Annotated in this window: 14 protein-coding genes; 7 read left to right on the top strand and 7 right to left on the bottom strand. The window is 60.3% G+C overall.

Going from position 1 to position 15,786, the window contains the following annotated elements:
• The first annotated feature begins 64 nt into the window (after window positions 1-64).
• From JHW38_RS08115 to JHW38_RS08135, 5 genes are all read left to right on the top strand, one after another.
• The gene (locus JHW38_RS08115) at window positions 65-580 is read left to right on the top strand and encodes an ankyrin repeat domain-containing protein (protein WP_207525456.1); all 516 of its coding nucleotides are present in this window, start codon (window positions 65-67) and stop codon (window positions 578-580) included.
• Window positions 581-722: 142 nt separating this feature from the next.
• Window positions 723-1,718: a hypothetical protein gene (locus tag JHW38_RS08120; protein ID WP_207525457.1), complete on the top strand. Its 996-nt coding sequence runs from the start codon at window positions 723-725 to the stop codon at window positions 1,716-1,718.
• Window positions 1,719-1,980: 262 nt separating this feature from the next.
• Complete coding sequence (locus JHW38_RS08125) at window positions 1,981-4,788, top strand: UvrD-helicase domain-containing protein (protein ID WP_207525458.1); 2,808 nt, start codon at window positions 1,981-1,983, stop codon at window positions 4,786-4,788.
• A gap of 4 nt (window positions 4,789-4,792) precedes the next feature.
• A complete protein-coding gene (locus JHW38_RS08130; RefSeq protein ID WP_207525459.1) occupies window positions 4,793-5,533 on the top strand; it encodes a hypothetical protein in 741 nt (246 codons plus the stop codon).
• A gap of 196 nt (window positions 5,534-5,729) precedes the next feature.
• Window positions 5,730-6,614 (top strand): hypothetical protein, encoded by an 885-nt coding sequence (locus JHW38_RS08135; protein ID WP_207525460.1) that lies wholly within the window; start codon window positions 5,730-5,732, stop codon window positions 6,612-6,614.
• Window positions 6,615-6,663: 49 nt separating this feature from the next.
• Here the strand turns inward: JHW38_RS08135 and JHW38_RS08140 are convergent, their stop codons facing one another.
• Both JHW38_RS08140 and JHW38_RS08145 read right to left on the bottom strand, forming a co-directional pair.
• Complete coding sequence (locus JHW38_RS08140; RefSeq protein WP_207525461.1) at window positions 6,664-10,470, bottom strand: hypothetical protein; 3,807 nt, start codon at window positions 10,468-10,470, stop codon at window positions 6,664-6,666.
• Between the two features lie 108 nt (window positions 10,471-10,578).
• Window positions 10,579-11,514 carry a hypothetical protein gene (locus tag JHW38_RS08145; protein WP_207525462.1) on the bottom strand — a complete coding sequence of 312 codons (936 nt, stop codon included), beginning with the start codon at window positions 11,512-11,514 and terminating at the stop codon, window positions 10,579-10,581.
• 73 nt (window positions 11,515-11,587) lie between these two features.
• Between JHW38_RS08145 and JHW38_RS08150 the strand changes: the two genes are divergently transcribed.
• Window positions 11,588-12,436, top strand: coding sequence for an HNH endonuclease (locus tag JHW38_RS08150; RefSeq protein ID WP_207525463.1), 849 nt, complete (start codon window positions 11,588-11,590; stop codon window positions 12,434-12,436).
• Between the two features lie 68 nt (window positions 12,437-12,504).
• Here the strand turns inward: JHW38_RS08150 and JHW38_RS08155 are convergent, their stop codons facing one another.
• From JHW38_RS08155 to JHW38_RS08175, 5 genes are all read right to left on the bottom strand, one after another.
• Window positions 12,505-12,756: a hypothetical protein gene (locus JHW38_RS08155; protein ID WP_207525464.1), complete on the bottom strand. Its 252-nt coding sequence runs from the start codon at window positions 12,754-12,756 to the stop codon at window positions 12,505-12,507.
• A 16-nt stretch (window positions 12,757-12,772) separates the two neighbouring features.
• Window positions 12,773-13,024, bottom strand: coding sequence for a hypothetical protein (locus JHW38_RS08160; protein WP_207525465.1), 252 nt, complete (start codon window positions 13,022-13,024; stop codon window positions 12,773-12,775).
• A gap of 151 nt (window positions 13,025-13,175) precedes the next feature.
• Entirely contained in the window at window positions 13,176-13,988 is an 813-nt protein-coding gene (locus JHW38_RS08165; RefSeq protein WP_207525466.1) for a hypothetical protein, read from the bottom strand.
• 129 nt (window positions 13,989-14,117) lie between these two features.
• Window positions 14,118-14,909 carry a hypothetical protein gene (locus JHW38_RS08170; protein WP_207525467.1) on the bottom strand — a complete coding sequence of 264 codons (792 nt, stop codon included), beginning with the start codon at window positions 14,907-14,909 and terminating at the stop codon, window positions 14,118-14,120.
• A 96-nt stretch (window positions 14,910-15,005) separates the two neighbouring features.
• Entirely contained in the window at window positions 15,006-15,290 is a 285-nt protein-coding gene (locus JHW38_RS08175) for a helix-turn-helix domain-containing protein (RefSeq protein WP_278249808.1), read from the bottom strand.
• A gap of 139 nt (window positions 15,291-15,429) precedes the next feature.
• Here JHW38_RS08175 and JHW38_RS08180 point away from each other — a divergent pair, with 139 nt between their 5' ends.
• Complete coding sequence (locus JHW38_RS08180) at window positions 15,430-15,768, top strand: hypothetical protein (protein ID WP_207525469.1); 339 nt, start codon at window positions 15,430-15,432, stop codon at window positions 15,766-15,768.
• The last annotated feature ends 18 nt before the right edge of the window (window positions 15,769-15,786 follow it).

Raw genomic sequence — 15,786 nt, forward strand, 5'->3', positions numbered from 1 at the left:
TGGCTCCCCCTCGGACCCGCCCGACGGCTCGCCCCGCAAGAGGCGCCGCCGGCGCCGGGACCGCATGCGCTACCTCATGCCTGTCCAACTCGAACGGCTGTGCCGTCGCCTCAAGGTGCCGCTGCCTATCCCAGGGATCGACCCGAACTACGGACCGGCGCCCACGCCCTGGAAGGAGGCCGCGGAGGCGATGGCGGCCGCGGTCGAGCGGATCGAAAACCCGGAGCTGCGGGAGCGGGCCCGGGACCTGGCGTTCCCGGAACTCCACCACGCCGCGATCCAGGGCGACGTCGAGCTTGTGGAAGCGCTGCTCAACGCGGGCCTGGGGCCGGACATGTATCCGTGCACGGAGGACAGCGACGACGAGCCGCCCCTGGTCTGGGTCGCCCAGCACCGCCAGCCGGAGTTGGACGACCCGTCGTTGCTGGCCGTGGCGCTGTTGCTGCTCGATCGGGGCGCCTGCGTCGACGAGGGCACGATGCCCCCGCTGCACTACGCCGCGGAGCTTGAGGACGAGGAGATGATGGCCCTGCTCTTGGGGGCGGGGGCGTCTCCAGAGGAAATCGATAGATCAGCATAGTGTTGACAATGCAGGACCTGAGTTTTAAACATTCTCGTTATCTTCTCAAAGCCTCAGCGGTCAACTGGCGCGCTTAGCAAGCAAGCAGATTTCTAAAAGGCGCCCCGCGACCCTCCTTAGACGCAAGAGGAGATGCAAGGAAGTGAAAAATAAACAAAAAAGGTGGACTGTGAAAGAGTATAGATACACATCAGGTCAAGACGTGAAACTTTACCGGCATCTGGTCGCGGCCTCGGAAAACTCGCTGTTTCATGAGCGACATTCAAAGAAAGTTCGTCATCCTGCCGACATTTTGAGTGAGGAGGCTTCGGATATTTCGCGACGCTTCCTTGCCTTCCAAGACACCCTTCGCTTGCATTATGGACATATGGAGTGTGCCGATGCGACGAGCAAACTCGTAACGAGGCTGGACGAGTTCTATGAGCAACTGGTCGTTATTTTTAAATGCCTTACACCCCCGCCGGTCACCGAAAGCGGGAGGCTGGAGGATGCGCTACTCGCCGCAAATCGCGATAAATGGATGGCTTTTTATGGGCGCACGAAGAGCCTGCATGACCCAATCCGCTTAGCGGCAAACGCACTAAAACATAAGGGCGCAAAGATAGCTTTTGCTCGGGCGGTGAACCATCGCGGCGCTGAAGTGTTAGGGTTTTATATTAGCCACATTGTGGGCGCGGACGATCTGCGCGGGCCCGACCCCGAGGTTCATCCAAAATATCGCGGAGTAGTAAATACAGCATTTTCCTATAACAATTTTTTGAGGGCGGCCGCGGGGCGAATATTCATATACATGGATGCGCTGGACAAAGCCCTTTTCAAAAAAGGCGATCCCATTGTTCCGTCTTCTATGGGCTTTTTGGATGGGCTCGTCAACGTGGCAAGCAGTTTGCCAGGACACTTTTTTCCGGATGAGTATGCTAAGCCATATACTGAGATAAAGAAGAAGGGGCAGCTGCATGAAGTAAAAACGTCATGCCGATATAAGTGCGAAAAAGGAGAGAACCCTGATCACATTCAAACGGTTGGGGTTGGTGCTGCCTTAAATCAAAGAACGAGCACATCCAACTCTTTTCTTCCCTATCTACAGCTTTGGCATGGTGGAGCGGATCATATTTTAACGCGCTCGCCGTGGGCCTAATCCACGCGAAGAACGTCATCGAAGCGAGCGATTGACGTGATTTAGGGGGCGATGCTTGTTCAATAGCAGTTCCCACGGAAGACGGCCATGTCAATCTTTGCCAGCAAGGCATGGCTGCTCTTTTGCATATTTACTGTGCCGCCGGAACCCGATGCTTGATTTATTCAGCACCGCTGGGCCAAAAAGCGACCAATGTTCCGGGACAGCGCAGACGATTGGCCCTAACCTCCCTGCAAGGGTTTAGCCCCGCAGGGTCAACGGAATGGCGCGCAAAGAGTGGAGCCCCTCGCTCTGGGGCAAATGCTTCACCGGATCGAAGGACTGGGTGGTCACCCTGGACGGCGCCCGGCTGGATGTGTCGGTTGAGGGGCGCCGCTTCACCCACGAGCTGAAACTCAGTTCCCCTCTGATCGCGAAGCAGGGCATCTTCTGGACCGCGCTCCACCTGAAGGTAACGGGTCAACCCACGGTTGAGTTGGACGGGATCCCAAACGTCCACGGCCAAGCCATCGTGGCGTCGATCCAGGCCGTGCTCCGGGCGAACCAAGCCGAGATCGACCGCCAACGCGAGGCGGAACGGTTGGTCGATCGCCGAGCCTACTTCGACCGGGAGGTCGCCGCGCTGAAGGTCTGGCGGGCCCGCATCCGTGAAACCGTGGCGGAGCACGACCGGGGCCGGCGCTGGGTTACGCGCGAGACCATCCAGGCGCTTGAGGCGGTGCGGCCGGCCGCCATCTACAGCGCGTTGAAGGCCATGGTCGCCGAGCCCGACATCCAGGGGTACCTGGGCGGTGGCGAGGGCGAGCGCTTGAGCGACGCCTACGATTGCGTCGCCTGGGCGGGGGCGGACCTGCCGGCGGAGATCGCCAAACGCAACGAGGCCCATCTCCAGCGCGAGCTGGTGGCGTCCAAGGCGCTGCTCGACCGCGTGGAGAGCCGACCGCTGAACCCCGAGCAGGCGCGCGCGGTGCTGTGCTTCGACAACCGTGTCCAGGTCGTGGCCTCAGCCGGGTCAGGGAAGACGTCGACCATGGTCGCCAAGGCCGCGTATGCGATCGAACGCGGCCTGGTCGCCCCCAACAAGATCTTGATGCTGGCCTTCAACGACGCCGCGGCCAAGGAGCTCAAGGCCCGAGCCCAACTGGCGATGGAGCGCATCGGCCGCCCCGAGGTCGAGTTGGAGGCGATGACGTTCCACAAGTTCGGCTCCAAGGTGATCGGACAGGCCAGCCACCGCCGGCGCGTGCCGAACTGGGTGAAGGATCGGGACATCGAGGTGCTGGGCGAGCTCGTCGCGGCGCTCAAGAAGCGCAACCGGGGCTTCCGCCAACGCTGGGACCTGTTCCGCACCGTCTTTGGCCGCGGCCTGCCCGGGTTTGGGGTCGAGCAGGAGCACGAGGACTACAGCCGCAGCACCCGAAAGACGGGCTTCAAGACGCTCAACGGCGAGGTGGTGAAGAGCCTCGAGGAGGTCATGATCGCCGACTGGCTGTTCTACAACGGCGTGAACTACCAATACGAACCCCGCTACCGCCACCCGACCGCGGACCGGACCCACGTCCAATACCACCCGGACTTTTACTACCCGGACATCGGGCTCTACCACGAGCATTTCGCACTCAACGAGCGCGGCCACCCGCCCGAAAAGTTCCCGGACTACATGCAGGGCGTGCATTGGAAGCGCGCGACCCACGCCCGCATGCGCACCGACTTCATCGAGACGACCTCCGCCAGCCTGCGCAGCGGCAAGGCGTTCGATCTGCTGACCAAAGCGCTCACCGAGCGCGGCCTCAAGCTGGACCCCAAGCCGGATCGCCCGAGCAACGGGCGCAAGCCGATCGAGGACCCGGAACTGGTGAAGCTGATGCGCAGCTTCATCTGCCACGCGAAGAGCAACAACCTGTCCTTGGACGCCCTCAAGGAGAGGGTGCGCAAGGACAAGGACGCCTTCGCCTACCGCCACAAGAAGTTCTTGGGGCTCTACGAGACGGTCCGCCACGCCTGGGACACCGCGCTGGCCGAGGAGGACGGGATCGACTTCGAGGACATGCTCAACTGGGCGGCCGAGCACCTGGAAACGGGGCTGTGGGTCTCGCCCTACGAGCTGGTGCTCGCCGACGAGTTCCAGGACGCCTCCTGGGCCCAGGCCCGCTTGGTGCAGGCCCTGGTCAACGCACCGGGACGGTACCTACTGGCGGTGGGCGACGATTGGCAGAGCATCAACCGCTTCGCCGGCGCAGACGTGTCGGTCATGACCGGGTTCGAGCACTGGTGCGGTCGCAGCCAGGTGCTGCGCCTGGAGGAGACCTTCCGCTGCCCTCAAGCGCTGTGCGACGCGGCCGGCGGGTTCATCGCGAAGAACCCCAACCAGATCCCCAAGACCGTGCGTTCGGCGACCCGAGCCCACGGACCGGTCCTGCAGGCCTTCCAGGTGCCCGACGCCCGCCAAGTCAAAAGCGCGGTCGATCGTTATTTGGCCGATCTGTATGAGCAGGTGGCCGACGGACGGGTGGCGCCTGGCAAGGGCGGCAAGGTCAGCGTGTTTGTGCTGGGACGCTATCAAAAAAACCGTGTCTTCGTGCCCGGCGATTGGCAGAAGCGCTTCGGCAGCCATCTGACGGTCTCCTTCCACACGATCCACGGGTCAAAAGGCCTTGAGGCCGATTACGTCGTTCTGCCTGACATGACCCGGCGAGGATTTCCCAACGAGCGTGGCGAAGACCCTGTGCTCGCGCTGGCGATGCCCTCGGAAGACACGTTCCCGCTGGCGGAAGAGCGCCGTCTGTTTTACGTGGCGCTGACGCGGGCGCGGCGATCGGTGGCGATGTTCACCGTCGAAAAGCAGTTCTCGGTGTTTCTGACCGAGCTCATGGAAAGCCAGCAGCTCGAGGTCATCGGGGTCGACGGCGAGGTGGCGGAAATCGTGATGTGCCGTAAATGCAAGCACGGGGTCATGGTGGAGAGGAGCGGGAGCCGAGGATTGTTTTTGTCGTGCTCGAACTTTCCTGGATGCGCATATTCATGCGACGTGATGGATGTCAGCCTTGCTTTAAAAAGCATAAGGAAGTGATGCTATGAAATACGTCTTGCGCATTATTATCGCTGCTTGGCTTTTTCGTTTGATAATAGCTCAAAAGGATAAAGCAAGGTCGCTGACAACTCTCGCTGGCCAGGCTTCTGAACCTCAAGCTCAATCTGAACCTGAACCTGCATCAATGCTTGCGCCAGAGCCAGAGCCAGAGCCAGAGCCAGAGCGCAAACCTGAGGCGCAGGTGGGAGGGAGCTTTTTGGGGATACCGCCAGAATATTCGTTCTTAATGATGCTGGTTTTATTTATTTGCTCTATTGGCGTTGGCTGGATCATTGGCCACAAGAGAACCAACTTCCTCATGTTGTCTTATTTTTCATATTGGTTCCCATGCGCTGCTGCGCTTGTTTTTGGCATAGGCGCTGCATATAGGCCGACACTAGGCAACAAAGGAGGCTGGATACGAAATACAATATTCGGATTTACTGACAAGGCACTTTTTGAGTGGTCAGCAGTCTTGCTTTATTTTGGGTTGCTAACAACCATTTACATCAGCGATTGTAGTTGGCCGGGCTCTGAGCTATTCGTTAATATACCGATTGCGATATATTCGTTAATGTATTTGTACTGGTCTTGCAGTAGGCCGCGAGAAGCTGGCGGGGACGAGTTCAGACTGCTAGGTCAAACTGTTATAGCCGTCCTTGTTTGTTTTATACTTCTTCACACGTGGCTGGAAATCAGTGCGATTGGTTTTAAGTGTCTTGATTACAAGTGGCGCTACCTGTAATAGATTGAGTAAATCATAAAGATACCGAAAGATACTGCGGTCGTGCCGACCATCCACGTAAACAATGATGGCGCCCGTACCTTGTCTTTATTTTTATTGGGAGTATTCATTTCCCTCTCCTTTGCGGCTATCAGTACCCATAACCCAAGTGGCGAGTTTGTCAAGCGCGGGCATCTAAGTGGTGGCGGGAGACTTCATGAGGGATCGCATTACATCTTGGAAACGAGCGTTCGAAGCTGACGATCAGGCTATCCTCCCCACGCTGATCAACTTCGCGTGGAACTACGCGTCCTTCTCGACCATTGTGGAAGTGGTTCGCAACAGCCCGGAGGAACCGGATGGCAGTAGGTCGCTCAATCCTCTGCTCTTCGATCTTCTGATCGGAGGCTACTGGGGCAACGCGTTGCTGGCGGTTCGCCGCTTGGTGGACAAGGGCCCTATTCAGGGCCCCAACGGCGTGTGCTCGATAAGCGCGATCATCCAGGACGTCCGGGCCTGCCGGCAGCGCCTCACCCGCAAGGTGTACGTCGAAGACATTGCGGGGCTGTCCTACAACTACGAGGTCCTGAAGGACCACTATTGGCGCCATGTGCTTGCACAGCCGCCGGGGCCTCGTTACGTGCCCAGAGAGCTTGAGTATGAGCCCTCTGAGGACCGGCATGCCCAGTTCGATTGGCTCAGCGGTACCACGCCCGGCAACAGCACACCGGACGACCTTATCCGGGAGGAAGTGTTCGATCGCTTGGAGGCTAGGCTGGCCCCCTTGGACGGGGTCGCTGCCCACGCCACCATTCACTACGCTCACGCCGCCACGGAAGCCAGCCGAAACGGGCGGGTGCTCGCTCAGTGGGGACAAGGTGAAGCGAAAGAAGCCCTAAAGACCCTGGCCGAAACGGCTGAGCTGGTCGGGCGGTGGTTTTGCTACAGCGGCATTGGGAACATCCTGCCGACACCCCAATACGATCAGTTCCGGTTCCTGGATCGGCTAGCGCCCATCTCGGAAGAACAGCTTCAGCAGCAGTGGGACGACTTTGACGCCGAGGTGGGTCGTTGGCCGTCCATTGAAGACGCCCAGCTGTAGAGGCTGCGAACGCTAGTTTCCCAAACTTCAACTCGCCAGCATGGATTTTTTACTCAAACGTCTCTGGTCGAGCACGGGTAACCCCCTCTCTGTCGAAGTGGTCCCAGAACGATAGGCGTTCCCTCAGCGCATCCAACGCCGCCTCCTTAGCCATTTGTCCATCGACGTCATCAACTACTTGAAGCTGATTGAGAACAAGCATGCACCGCTTCAGGTAGGCAAGTTCACCCCGGCCATCGCCCTCCAACCCACGCTCGCGAAAGAGCGCAAAAAAGCTAGCTTTGTCGTTGGATATCTCAAACAGGCGCTGAAAAAGGGACGGGCTGTTGGTTTGGGGCGGGGCCAGATCTCCGATTTGCATCGTCAACGGCAAGCGACCAACCATGTCCGCGGCGCACCAATCAAAAAGAGCGTCATCCGAGATGGCGGGGCGCCCTTGACCTTCCAGAGCGGTGTCTCGCTCTGCGCGCAGGATCTCCCCGATTGTTTCAACGCTCCAGCGCTGCAGCCCCTGAAGGGCGGTGAGCGTTGCATAGGGATACTTCTGAAGGATCGGTGCGATGAAACTGCCCATGGTCGAGCGCGGATAGAGAGGTTCCTCGGCACGAAACCCAACAACCAACGGCAAAAGATCGGCCAGTTCCTCAAAGCTTGGCAACTGCGCCACGCAGAACTTGAGGATGCGCTCGACACGGTTTTCCAGCATGCCTAAATGAACGACAAGATCCGGCCATGGCCTATGAAGCAAGAAGCCTTTCATGTAGCGGGCCAGCACCAACCTTTCGGTACCATCTCGGACATGCGCGCAGCGAGCCAAGTGCTGTAGCAGCAAAATGCCTGTTCGCACTCCATCCTCGCCTTTGTCAGCGATGGCACTCACGATCGCGGCCCAGTCGGCCGCTTTGGTCTGTTCGCCTAGGCTGTTCCAAGCCATCGCTGCGTAGCGAACAACCGGTGTGCGACCCACCGCTAAGGATCGCAGCACCCTTGCCACACTCGGTTTGTCGAGAGACGTATGCGCTTGGAGCTCGGGAAAATAGGGCGCAAGTTGTTCATCGATCGCCAAGCGGTCGAGCCAAACTGCCAAGGGGCCCGGATTTGCCTCGGCCCACGTTTCGACGACGCCGTACAGAAAGCGGATTGAGACAGTATTCGGATTTGCCGAGCGAAGGTGCCTTTCCACATCGTCGATAAACGCCCCCAGGTTGGGGTGCGCCCGGCCCAAGCCGCGGCCCAGCGCCTCTGCGACCTCGTGGTTTCCCTCGATCAGCAACGAAGGCAACAACCCCTTCAGACGCTCTCGGTCTCCGGCGGCGAGCAACCGCCCCAACTCCTCGCAGCGCTCTGCTGCACGTCTCACTTGCTCGTCGTAATCATCGACTTCGGACGCATACTCCCAGTGCCAATCCCGATCAGAATGGAAGCGGGCAGCGACCTCTTCGTACAGATCGGCCGGCCCCAACGCCTGCTCAAGGGCTTCAGCAAATACTCGAACTTCCTGCGAGAGCATGGGGTCCCGGCTCAGGCGCCTAGCCTCAACCCAGGCTTGCGACCATCCGTCCATGCCCCGAAACGTGAGGGCAATCTTTGTCACGCTTCCTGCGGTTGCTTCCTCTGTCAGCAACCCCTCCAAGTTATCCAGGATTGCCTTTCTGACTTGGCGGCCACGCTCACCGTCGGCGAGCCCCCAGCGCGCCACAAGATCCAAAAACACCGCATGCCACATTCGCAACTCGTCCCGCGACGAGGGCCGCCAACCGTAGTCGCGTTTTCGTGCACCGAAACGGTCGAAAAACTCACGCCTCAGGTAAGACGTCTTCAATGCCGTGCTCAAGAGCTCCGCACCGAGAGACCAGTCGGGTGTACGGTCCGACCCGAGCAACCCATCGATCACCTTGGCGCGTTGCTCAGCACCCGCGTGAGAGCCTGAAAGCCAGACTTGGAACAGCGAGGCCATCCGGTTTGTTCGCAGTTTTCCACCCAGCTCGACCAACGCGGCCCTCTGAATGAGGGCCCAAAGCACCGTGGTGCTGCGGTGGAACAGCGCCGGATCGTAGGCGATCCATCTGCACAAACTGATCAACTCGTCCAAATGCTCATCGCCGCGAGCGCCGATGGCTTCTTGCGCTGTAAAGCGCTCTATCACGGACAAAGCACCTTCTGGCACCACCGCCGCCGCGCGTACAAAGCCGCGAAACTCCTGATGGGACATGGTTGCCAGGTCAGCGTAACGCCCACCCGGACTCTGCCATGACGCCACAAGCGCTTGAGCTTGTGGGGAGGTGTGAAGGTAGCTCAAGCGGTGGACGAACGAGGCAGCCACCCGATCGGATGCATCCTCCACCAAACACTTCTTGATGAGGCCTAAGGGCGTTTCCTCAAGCGCTTGGCTAGCAAGCCGGTTGGACACCGCGGGCGGCAACAACGCGCGCATTCTGCCGCGCGCCTGGAGCAAGCCTCGCCCCTTGATCGTCGCCATATGCCGGAAAAAAACTTGGGGGGTGACACCCGCGAACTCGGCGAGCACCGTCATTTCGGAGCCCACTTCCAGACTTTCGCCATCGAAGGAATACAGCAAGCTGGCCGCTTGGGCGCAACGAAGCAGTTCGTCGCCGCCCCCAGCTTTCTGATCGAACAAGCGCTGAAACAGTTCGCGGTCGTTGAGCGAGGCCAAGTCCTGCGTGTGCTCGGCCGTGGAGGCCAAGGCAAACGCGACCCGTGCGTTGCCTTCGCTCGCGGCCACCACGGTGGAGAGGTCGTTGTCCGACAGCTGCGGGTATCGATCCCTCAGCAACGAGCGCAGCGTTTCGGCCGATACGCCCTCCATGTGGTAACACCGCGTGTCTTCCGGGATGCCATCCTGGATGTCGTATTCGATCGTCAAAAGCCCCAGCGAGGGCGCAAACTCATGCTTGCACTCGACCAAGGCAGCATGCGTAGTCTGGCCGCAGTTATCGACGATCAGGACGGCTGGGTGGTCATAGGCGCCTAACGCCTTCAGCATGGCCTGCGGCGTTGGTACCGGCCCGTCGCCTGCGTCCGTGTATACCGCCCAGTTTGAAGGGAGCGCGGGGGGTTCTGTAGGGATTTGAGGGTCGAACAGCGCCTGGGCCAAACGGGTCTTACCAACCCCTGAAAGACCCACCAGTCGGACCGCCTTGCCGGCGCGCAGATCACGTCGTATTGCGCCCAGAGCCTGTAAATCCGAGACGCTTTCGCTATCGCCCGGACAGAAAATGCGTGGCTCTTTCCCCAGATCAAAGGAAGCTCGCTCATCGGTCTCGCGGTGCGCCCAAGCGCCGTAGCCGCGCCAGCCGTCCAGTGGTGCCGCGACCTGCTTTCGGACCCACAGGCAGACCGAGGGATGGCGTTCGACCCAATCCGCTATCGCGCGTCGTCCGAGGTAGCGAAAGAACACTTGGTCCGCCAAACCATGTTCGGTAAGCACCTTGTGCATCGTCGCTTGTCGGCTTCGTACGCCTGGATCTGCCGATTTATCGCGCGTGGAAGCGATCAGGTAAATACCTCCGTGTTGGGCCAGCTCTGCGATGGCGGGTCGAAGAGCGCCCTTGATGACCATTTCTTTCCAGATTTTCTTCGGCCCGAAGTTCTCTGCTTTGACCTGTACCACCGCCACAGAGCGACCCAACGGAAGCGGAAGCTCACGAACCGGCATCGCTTCCACCCGTACGTCCACCCCGCCGTCTGCCGCGCGCTGGTCGCCGCTCCAGGTCACCGCCGCCTCCAGTCCTAAGTTGGCCAGCTCAGCCCTGCATAGCCGAGCTAGGAGCTCACGAGCCTGCTCATCGTTGAGTTGGGCGATCTGGCTGGGGGTGGTGTGGAAAAATGGATGCACGAAAGTCAGGCTCGGCGAGTCTTATTGGCGAGGTTCGGTAGGCACTCGAATAGCGATCCACGACGCGGCTTGGAATGCCATCCCCTGGGTGCCACCAACACTGTACGGTTACGGGCGGATCTTGCTTTCGAGTTCGTACAACATCTTCACAAGCGATCGGTGCGCGTCGTAGGCAACGGCGAGGCTGGTCGGAATCTCTCCGTATCGGACGCCAGTCGGGCAGTCGATTGCTTGCAACAAGGCTTCCGGCAGCGCGGTGCCGAAGTGTTTGTTAACCAAATCGCCAAGATGAGGGATGTCGTGCCCTTTTCGGCCGGCCGTTGGAAACGAATGCCCGGCCTTGCCTAACAGGCCCTTCAGCACCTTTTCCGCGCATTGGGCCGTGTCCCACCGGACCTTGCCGAGGGTGCGCTGATCGATCAACTCTTCCACGGCGTGGCGGTAGTCGCCTCTGGCTTGATCGAAAAAAGGATGGCCGTCCAAGCCGTGGAGGTACTCCGAAGCCTTATGACCCTCCAAGAAAGCGTCGAACAACACATCCAAGTCTTGATCCGACAACCGTTTAGCGAACTCGGGCGTGATGCCGATGATGCACTCCACGGCATTGATCGTCTGGGGGCGTTGGTATACCAATCCACCACGCTGCCCGCTAGAAAGCTCACGTCTCACTACGATGCGAGCTTCGCCGTATACCACCGGCATGGAGATCGGCCACAAGCTCCCGTTGAGCCTCACTACGCTCACGTCCAGCGGATTCTTATCCCCCAGGCGACCGCCGTACGTTTCGGCATACCAATCCAGCACGCGGGGCGCCAAGTCATCATCGCTATACGCTTGGCCCCGGTCGGGGCCGCGACGAAGGTCGATGATGTTGGGGACGCTGAAAACCGCACAGACGATCGACACAGCCTGTCCGGAACGCTCTTGCAGCGGAACGTCTTGGTCGCCGAGGTGACGATCCAGGGCCACCATCATCGCCTCAAATCCTGCCGGGTCCGTCGGTCTGCTCGGCCATGTCCAGCGGCCTACCTTGCCTGCATCCATGACTGGCTCCTTTTGTGAGGGAAACAGCTTATCTTGAGTTTGTCGTGAGACGGTAAAGACAGCGGACGGCCGCATGGAACCCAACACCTTGAAAATGCCCCACACCTTCCGCGCCGCCGCAGTGGGCGCTTGTATTTATTGCGGCGTCCGTGCGCAGCCGCTTAGCGAGGAGCATGTTATTCCCAAAGGGCTGGGCGGCACGCTGGTGCTCCCCTCTGCCAGTTGTGCAACTTGCGCGATGCTCACCTCCCAGTTTGAGATGCGCGTTTTGCGGGGTTTCATGGACAAGGGGCGTCAGGCGCTGGGCATCAAGAGCCGCAAATCCCACAAGCGAGCCTATGAAGCAACCAACGCCCAAGCATTGATTCAAGCGGACGGAACCATCCAACGTTTCGATGTGCCAACAGAGGAAAGCATCCGTGTCTTGCACCTCCCTGTCTTGGCGCTGCCGTATTTCCTTGACCATGATCGGCCGCCTACGCCGGAGACCAAGCACATCAACGTCGACGCCATCGAAACACTCACGTTTGGTCTCGACAACTCCGACCTTATCGGCAGAAATCAAGCTGTTGGCGCACGCTTTGAGGACGAAGTGGATCTGTGGGCGTTCGTACGGATGCTGGCGAAGATCGCGCACGGCTATCACGTAGCAATGCGCGGGGTTTTCCCGATGGAGGAAAGCCCTTTGGTTCCGATAATCATGGGCGAGCGTGTGGATGCGCAGAACTGGGTTGGATGCACCAAACAACAAGATGCCTTGCCGGACGGTCGATCAGCGCTTCATCTGCTCCAAGAAGATGTTTTGACTGGAGCGGACGGAAGCAAATGCTCAACCGTTCGCATCAAGCTGTTCGCAGGACAACCAACCTGCACGTATGTTTTGGCAACCCGACTTACCCTCGCGGAGCCTCAAAACGCATAAAGCTCGGACCTACGCCTGCCCCTGTCCACCCTTAAGGAGTGGAGAGGGGCGTTGCCGCCCCTCTCGTCTCACAGCTCCCCCGGCTCGGTGTTCTGGAGCGCCGAGATCGCTTCTTCGTACTCGTCCAAGTCAAGGCTCAGGGAGTCATCCACCTCCACCTCATGCATGGTCAGCGCGTCCAAGGTCCAGCGCACCGCGTTGAGCTCGGCAAGGCTCAAATGATCGAAAGCATTCACGGCAGCGGTTTCCGAGGTGGCTTTGACCGAAAAAAGCTTGGTGGCCAAGAAGTCGCCGTAGAGCCAAAACGTAAAACTGCGCATAGCTGTTTCTCCTTGGTTAGCGGACGTGAAAGCGTCGCTCGTGGTTCGGCCAAAGGTGGTCGGTGGACTGCCCCGTTTTGCTGTCGCGGACCTCTACGTGCATGTTGATGTCATCGACGTTCGCCACCCACTTGATTTTCTCGACATCCTCGGCCGTCAACGCGGCGAACTTTTCCAATGCCTCGTCCATGTCGTTGGCTTCGATCTCGATAGTCGCCTCGGCCGGCGCGGTTCCGATGATCAGCACCTCAAAAAGACGGCTGCGCATGTGTGTCCTCCTGGCTCCACCGTGGTCCGGCCCGGGTTCGAGCCATCGGCGACCGTGTGGTGCAGGAAGCGCACGATAGGGATGATCTGTACGGGGCCGGGGCGAAGTGGAAGCAGCCCCCAGAAAGGTTCAGCGCGCGTCCAGCCGGCGCTCACAAACGCGGCTTGGTCCGGCCCTTCGCCTGCGGCTCGTGGTCAGGGACGGCAGCGCCAACCGGCTTCGACCAAGCCGCTTCCAGCCGTGCTTGCCGCAACTCGGCCAGCACGGCCTGAACGTCCTCTTCCGCCGCCACGGTCCATTCGTGGAAGGCCTGAGCCCACACCCCCCGCACGCCAGCGTCCTCCCACGGAAGCTGCAACGCTTCGGGGAAGGTCAGCACCATCAGACCCATTTGCTTGCCGCCGAAGCTCCTGAGCAGGCCGGCAAAGTCACCGGGTTCGGCCACACCGCAGATGCGGAAGGTTCCGTTGCCCTCGTCTTTGTATTCGAAGGGTGCTCGGGGCGTCTCCCAAGGGTGGACCCGCACCCGGGGAACCCCGTCCCCACCCACCCGAGCGTCCAGGTCGACCCGTCCCGTCATCGGCTCGATGAGCCCGGCGTCGACCAGGCCTTGGTGCCAATCGAACAACCGCACCATGGAGGCCCGTGAGACGGTGTTGGGTTTGCGCTTAGGGGAACCAGCAGGCGTACTCGGCTCCTTCTTGGGCGCAGGTCGGGTGAACAACGGCGGTTCAACCGGGTGCTCGCTGACGAGCTTGCGTAGGCGGTTGGGATCCATGGCCAACATGCCCGCCGCCTCGTTGAGCGTCACCGTCCAGGTCAGATCTCCGCGCTTACGCAGATTGGCGACCTGCCGAGCGGTTTCAGCCACCAACTGCCGCCACGGCACGCCGTCCCGCGGAGGCACCTTGCCCAACACTTTTTTCGCGGCCCTCAGGGCGGCCTGGGCTTTGGTGGCGGCCATCAACACCTCCTTGTGTTTGACGCATGGGCCGACTGGGCGCACACGGTCGGCGATCGCTCCAGAGATCCGCATCCTACTACCGCGCATCTGCGATGAACCGCCCCCGGGCCGCCTTCTTTTCGGCGGGGATCAGACCTCGTCTGCTGCGTTCTTTTCGCCGTTGCCTGGGCTGACCTCGGTTCGCCCCGCCGTTCGCGTTCGTTTGGCACTTACAGGCTGGATGACGATCTTGACGGGACCCGCGTGCATGACGACCCAGCCAGCTCTGATTTTCCTGAGCTCCTCCAGCTTGGCCAGATGCTCAGCTTGTTTGCTTTTGTTGTTTTTGAAGAACGTTTTCAAGCATTTTTCGTAGATCGCATCCATGAGGTCGGCCATGAAATCGCAGTGCTCTGCGATGGCCTCCTTGAGATCATGGACCATCCACGCGTCCCCTCGGTTTTCGGTCACCGTGCAGCTGAAACCGCCCAGCGCGATGCGGACAGGAACGTAAGCAGAGCCGGTGTCGAAATAGTCCAGGCTGTGAGCGGCGATTTGATGCCTGAGTACGGTGATTTTTAGAGCGTCGGCGCGCTTTTTGACGCCTTTGACGTCGGGGCAGTTCGTCAGCTTATGCAGCTTCAACGCGGCTCGTTGCTGGCTGTAAGCTGCGCCCAGCACGCCATAGAGCCGCAGGTACTTCTCACCGGTGTCGTCGTATTTTGTAGGACCATCCAACGCAAACCGCAGCACATGGTCGATGGCTGCTGTCGCATCGCCCAAGATGTCCATCGCGACGCAAACGAAGCTCCACTCGTGCTCGTTCGTCAACTTCAGCCGACGGCCGGGATTGTCCTTCCAAGACACGCAATCGTTGACCATGTCCCTGAAGGCATCGCTGTAAGCACTGACGGTTTTTAGCTTGGACTGCGCATCGCCCATGGGGCTTCTCCGCGGGAAAACACCGATATCATCGCCTGCCCGCCGCCGCGCGGAAGCGGTGCCCGTAGCTCAGGGGCGGCACCACCTTCCGCCGATCTAACGCAGGCCTTCGAGCGCCTTTTTTCTCGCGCGGACCGACATCTTCGCCAGCAGGTCGATGGCCTCCGCCAGGGCGTCGTCGGTCGCGTAGAAGAATGGCACGGGTTTGCCTAGGACTTTTCCTAGCATCTCCAGCGTGCGGATATCGGGGGCGTGTTTGCCCGCCTCGTATTGGTTGATCCGCGGAGACGCCACCGTCGGATCGAGCCCGGCAGCGATGCCCAACCCCCGTTGGGACAGGCCCACGGCCTCACGCGCCTGCCGTAAGCGCAGGGCGACCACACCAGGGGTCTCGCGGGCCGTGCCTCGGGGCAAACCAGGGTTCTCAAGCGTGAACGACGCCTAAGAGGGTCTTAGAAGACGCTGGACTTGTCGTCTAAGACTTCCTTAGAGTTCCGCCGATCCCGCCTGGAGCACCGCCATGAGCCGACCGTTTCTCCCCGACGTTCCCCGCGCTGTGGTGCTGGCGGCCCTCGCCGCGGGCCTGACGGCCTGTTCCGGCGCGCCCTCCACCCAGGACGCCGAAGCCGCCGTGATCGCCGAATACCAGCGGGTGCTTGGCGTCCGCACCGGGGCGATGGCCAACGGCTTCAGCCTGGACCACTGCGAGAAGTCCTCCTCGGCCGAAGCCCCCGGTTACTTCTGCGACGTGGCCGGCACCGTGGTCGTGGACGTCCAAGGCACGAGCCTGTCCCGGCCGCTCAAGGGCCGTTACCGGTTCGCCCAGGCCAACGGCCAGTGGCAGGTCTTCCCCAGATGACCTGACCCAAGGAGAGCT

The organism is Lysobacter enzymogenes (assembly GCF_017355525.1).
In the GTDB taxonomy this organism is placed as follows: Bacteria; Pseudomonadota; Gammaproteobacteria; order Xanthomonadales; family Xanthomonadaceae; genus Lysobacter; species Lysobacter enzymogenes_C.

Excerpts from the sequence above, each read along its gene's own strand:
- JHW38_RS08170 (WP_207525467.1), bottom strand. The coding sequence starts at position 14,909 with ATGGGCGATGCGCAGTCCAAGCTAAAAACCGTCAGTGCTTACAGCGAT.
- JHW38_RS08130 (WP_207525459.1), top strand. The coding sequence starts at position 4,793 with ATGAAATACGTCTTGCGCATTATTATCGCTGCTTGGCTTTTTCGTTTG.
- JHW38_RS08155 (WP_207525464.1), bottom strand. The coding sequence starts at position 12,756 with ATGCGCAGTTTTACGTTTTGGCTCTACGGCGACTTCTTGGCCACCAAG.
- JHW38_RS08145 (WP_207525462.1), bottom strand. The coding sequence starts at position 11,514 with ATGGATGCAGGCAAGGTAGGCCGCTGGACATGGCCGAGCAGACCGACG.
- JHW38_RS08180 (WP_207525469.1), top strand. The coding sequence starts at position 15,430 with ATGAGCCGACCGTTTCTCCCCGACGTTCCCCGCGCTGTGGTGCTGGCG.
- JHW38_RS08115 (WP_207525456.1), top strand. The coding sequence starts at position 65 with ATGCGCTACCTCATGCCTGTCCAACTCGAACGGCTGTGCCGTCGCCTC.
- JHW38_RS08160 (WP_207525465.1), bottom strand. The coding sequence starts at position 13,024 with ATGCGCAGCCGTCTTTTTGAGGTGCTGATCATCGGAACCGCGCCGGCC.
- JHW38_RS08125 (WP_207525458.1), top strand. The coding sequence starts at position 1,981 with ATGGCGCGCAAAGAGTGGAGCCCCTCGCTCTGGGGCAAATGCTTCACC.
- JHW38_RS08150 (WP_207525463.1), top strand. The coding sequence starts at position 11,588 with ATGGAACCCAACACCTTGAAAATGCCCCACACCTTCCGCGCCGCCGCA.
- JHW38_RS08135 (WP_207525460.1), top strand. The coding sequence starts at position 5,730 with ATGAGGGATCGCATTACATCTTGGAAACGAGCGTTCGAAGCTGACGAT.
- JHW38_RS08165 (WP_207525466.1), bottom strand. The coding sequence starts at position 13,988 with ATGGCCGCCACCAAAGCCCAGGCCGCCCTGAGGGCCGCGAAAAAAGTG.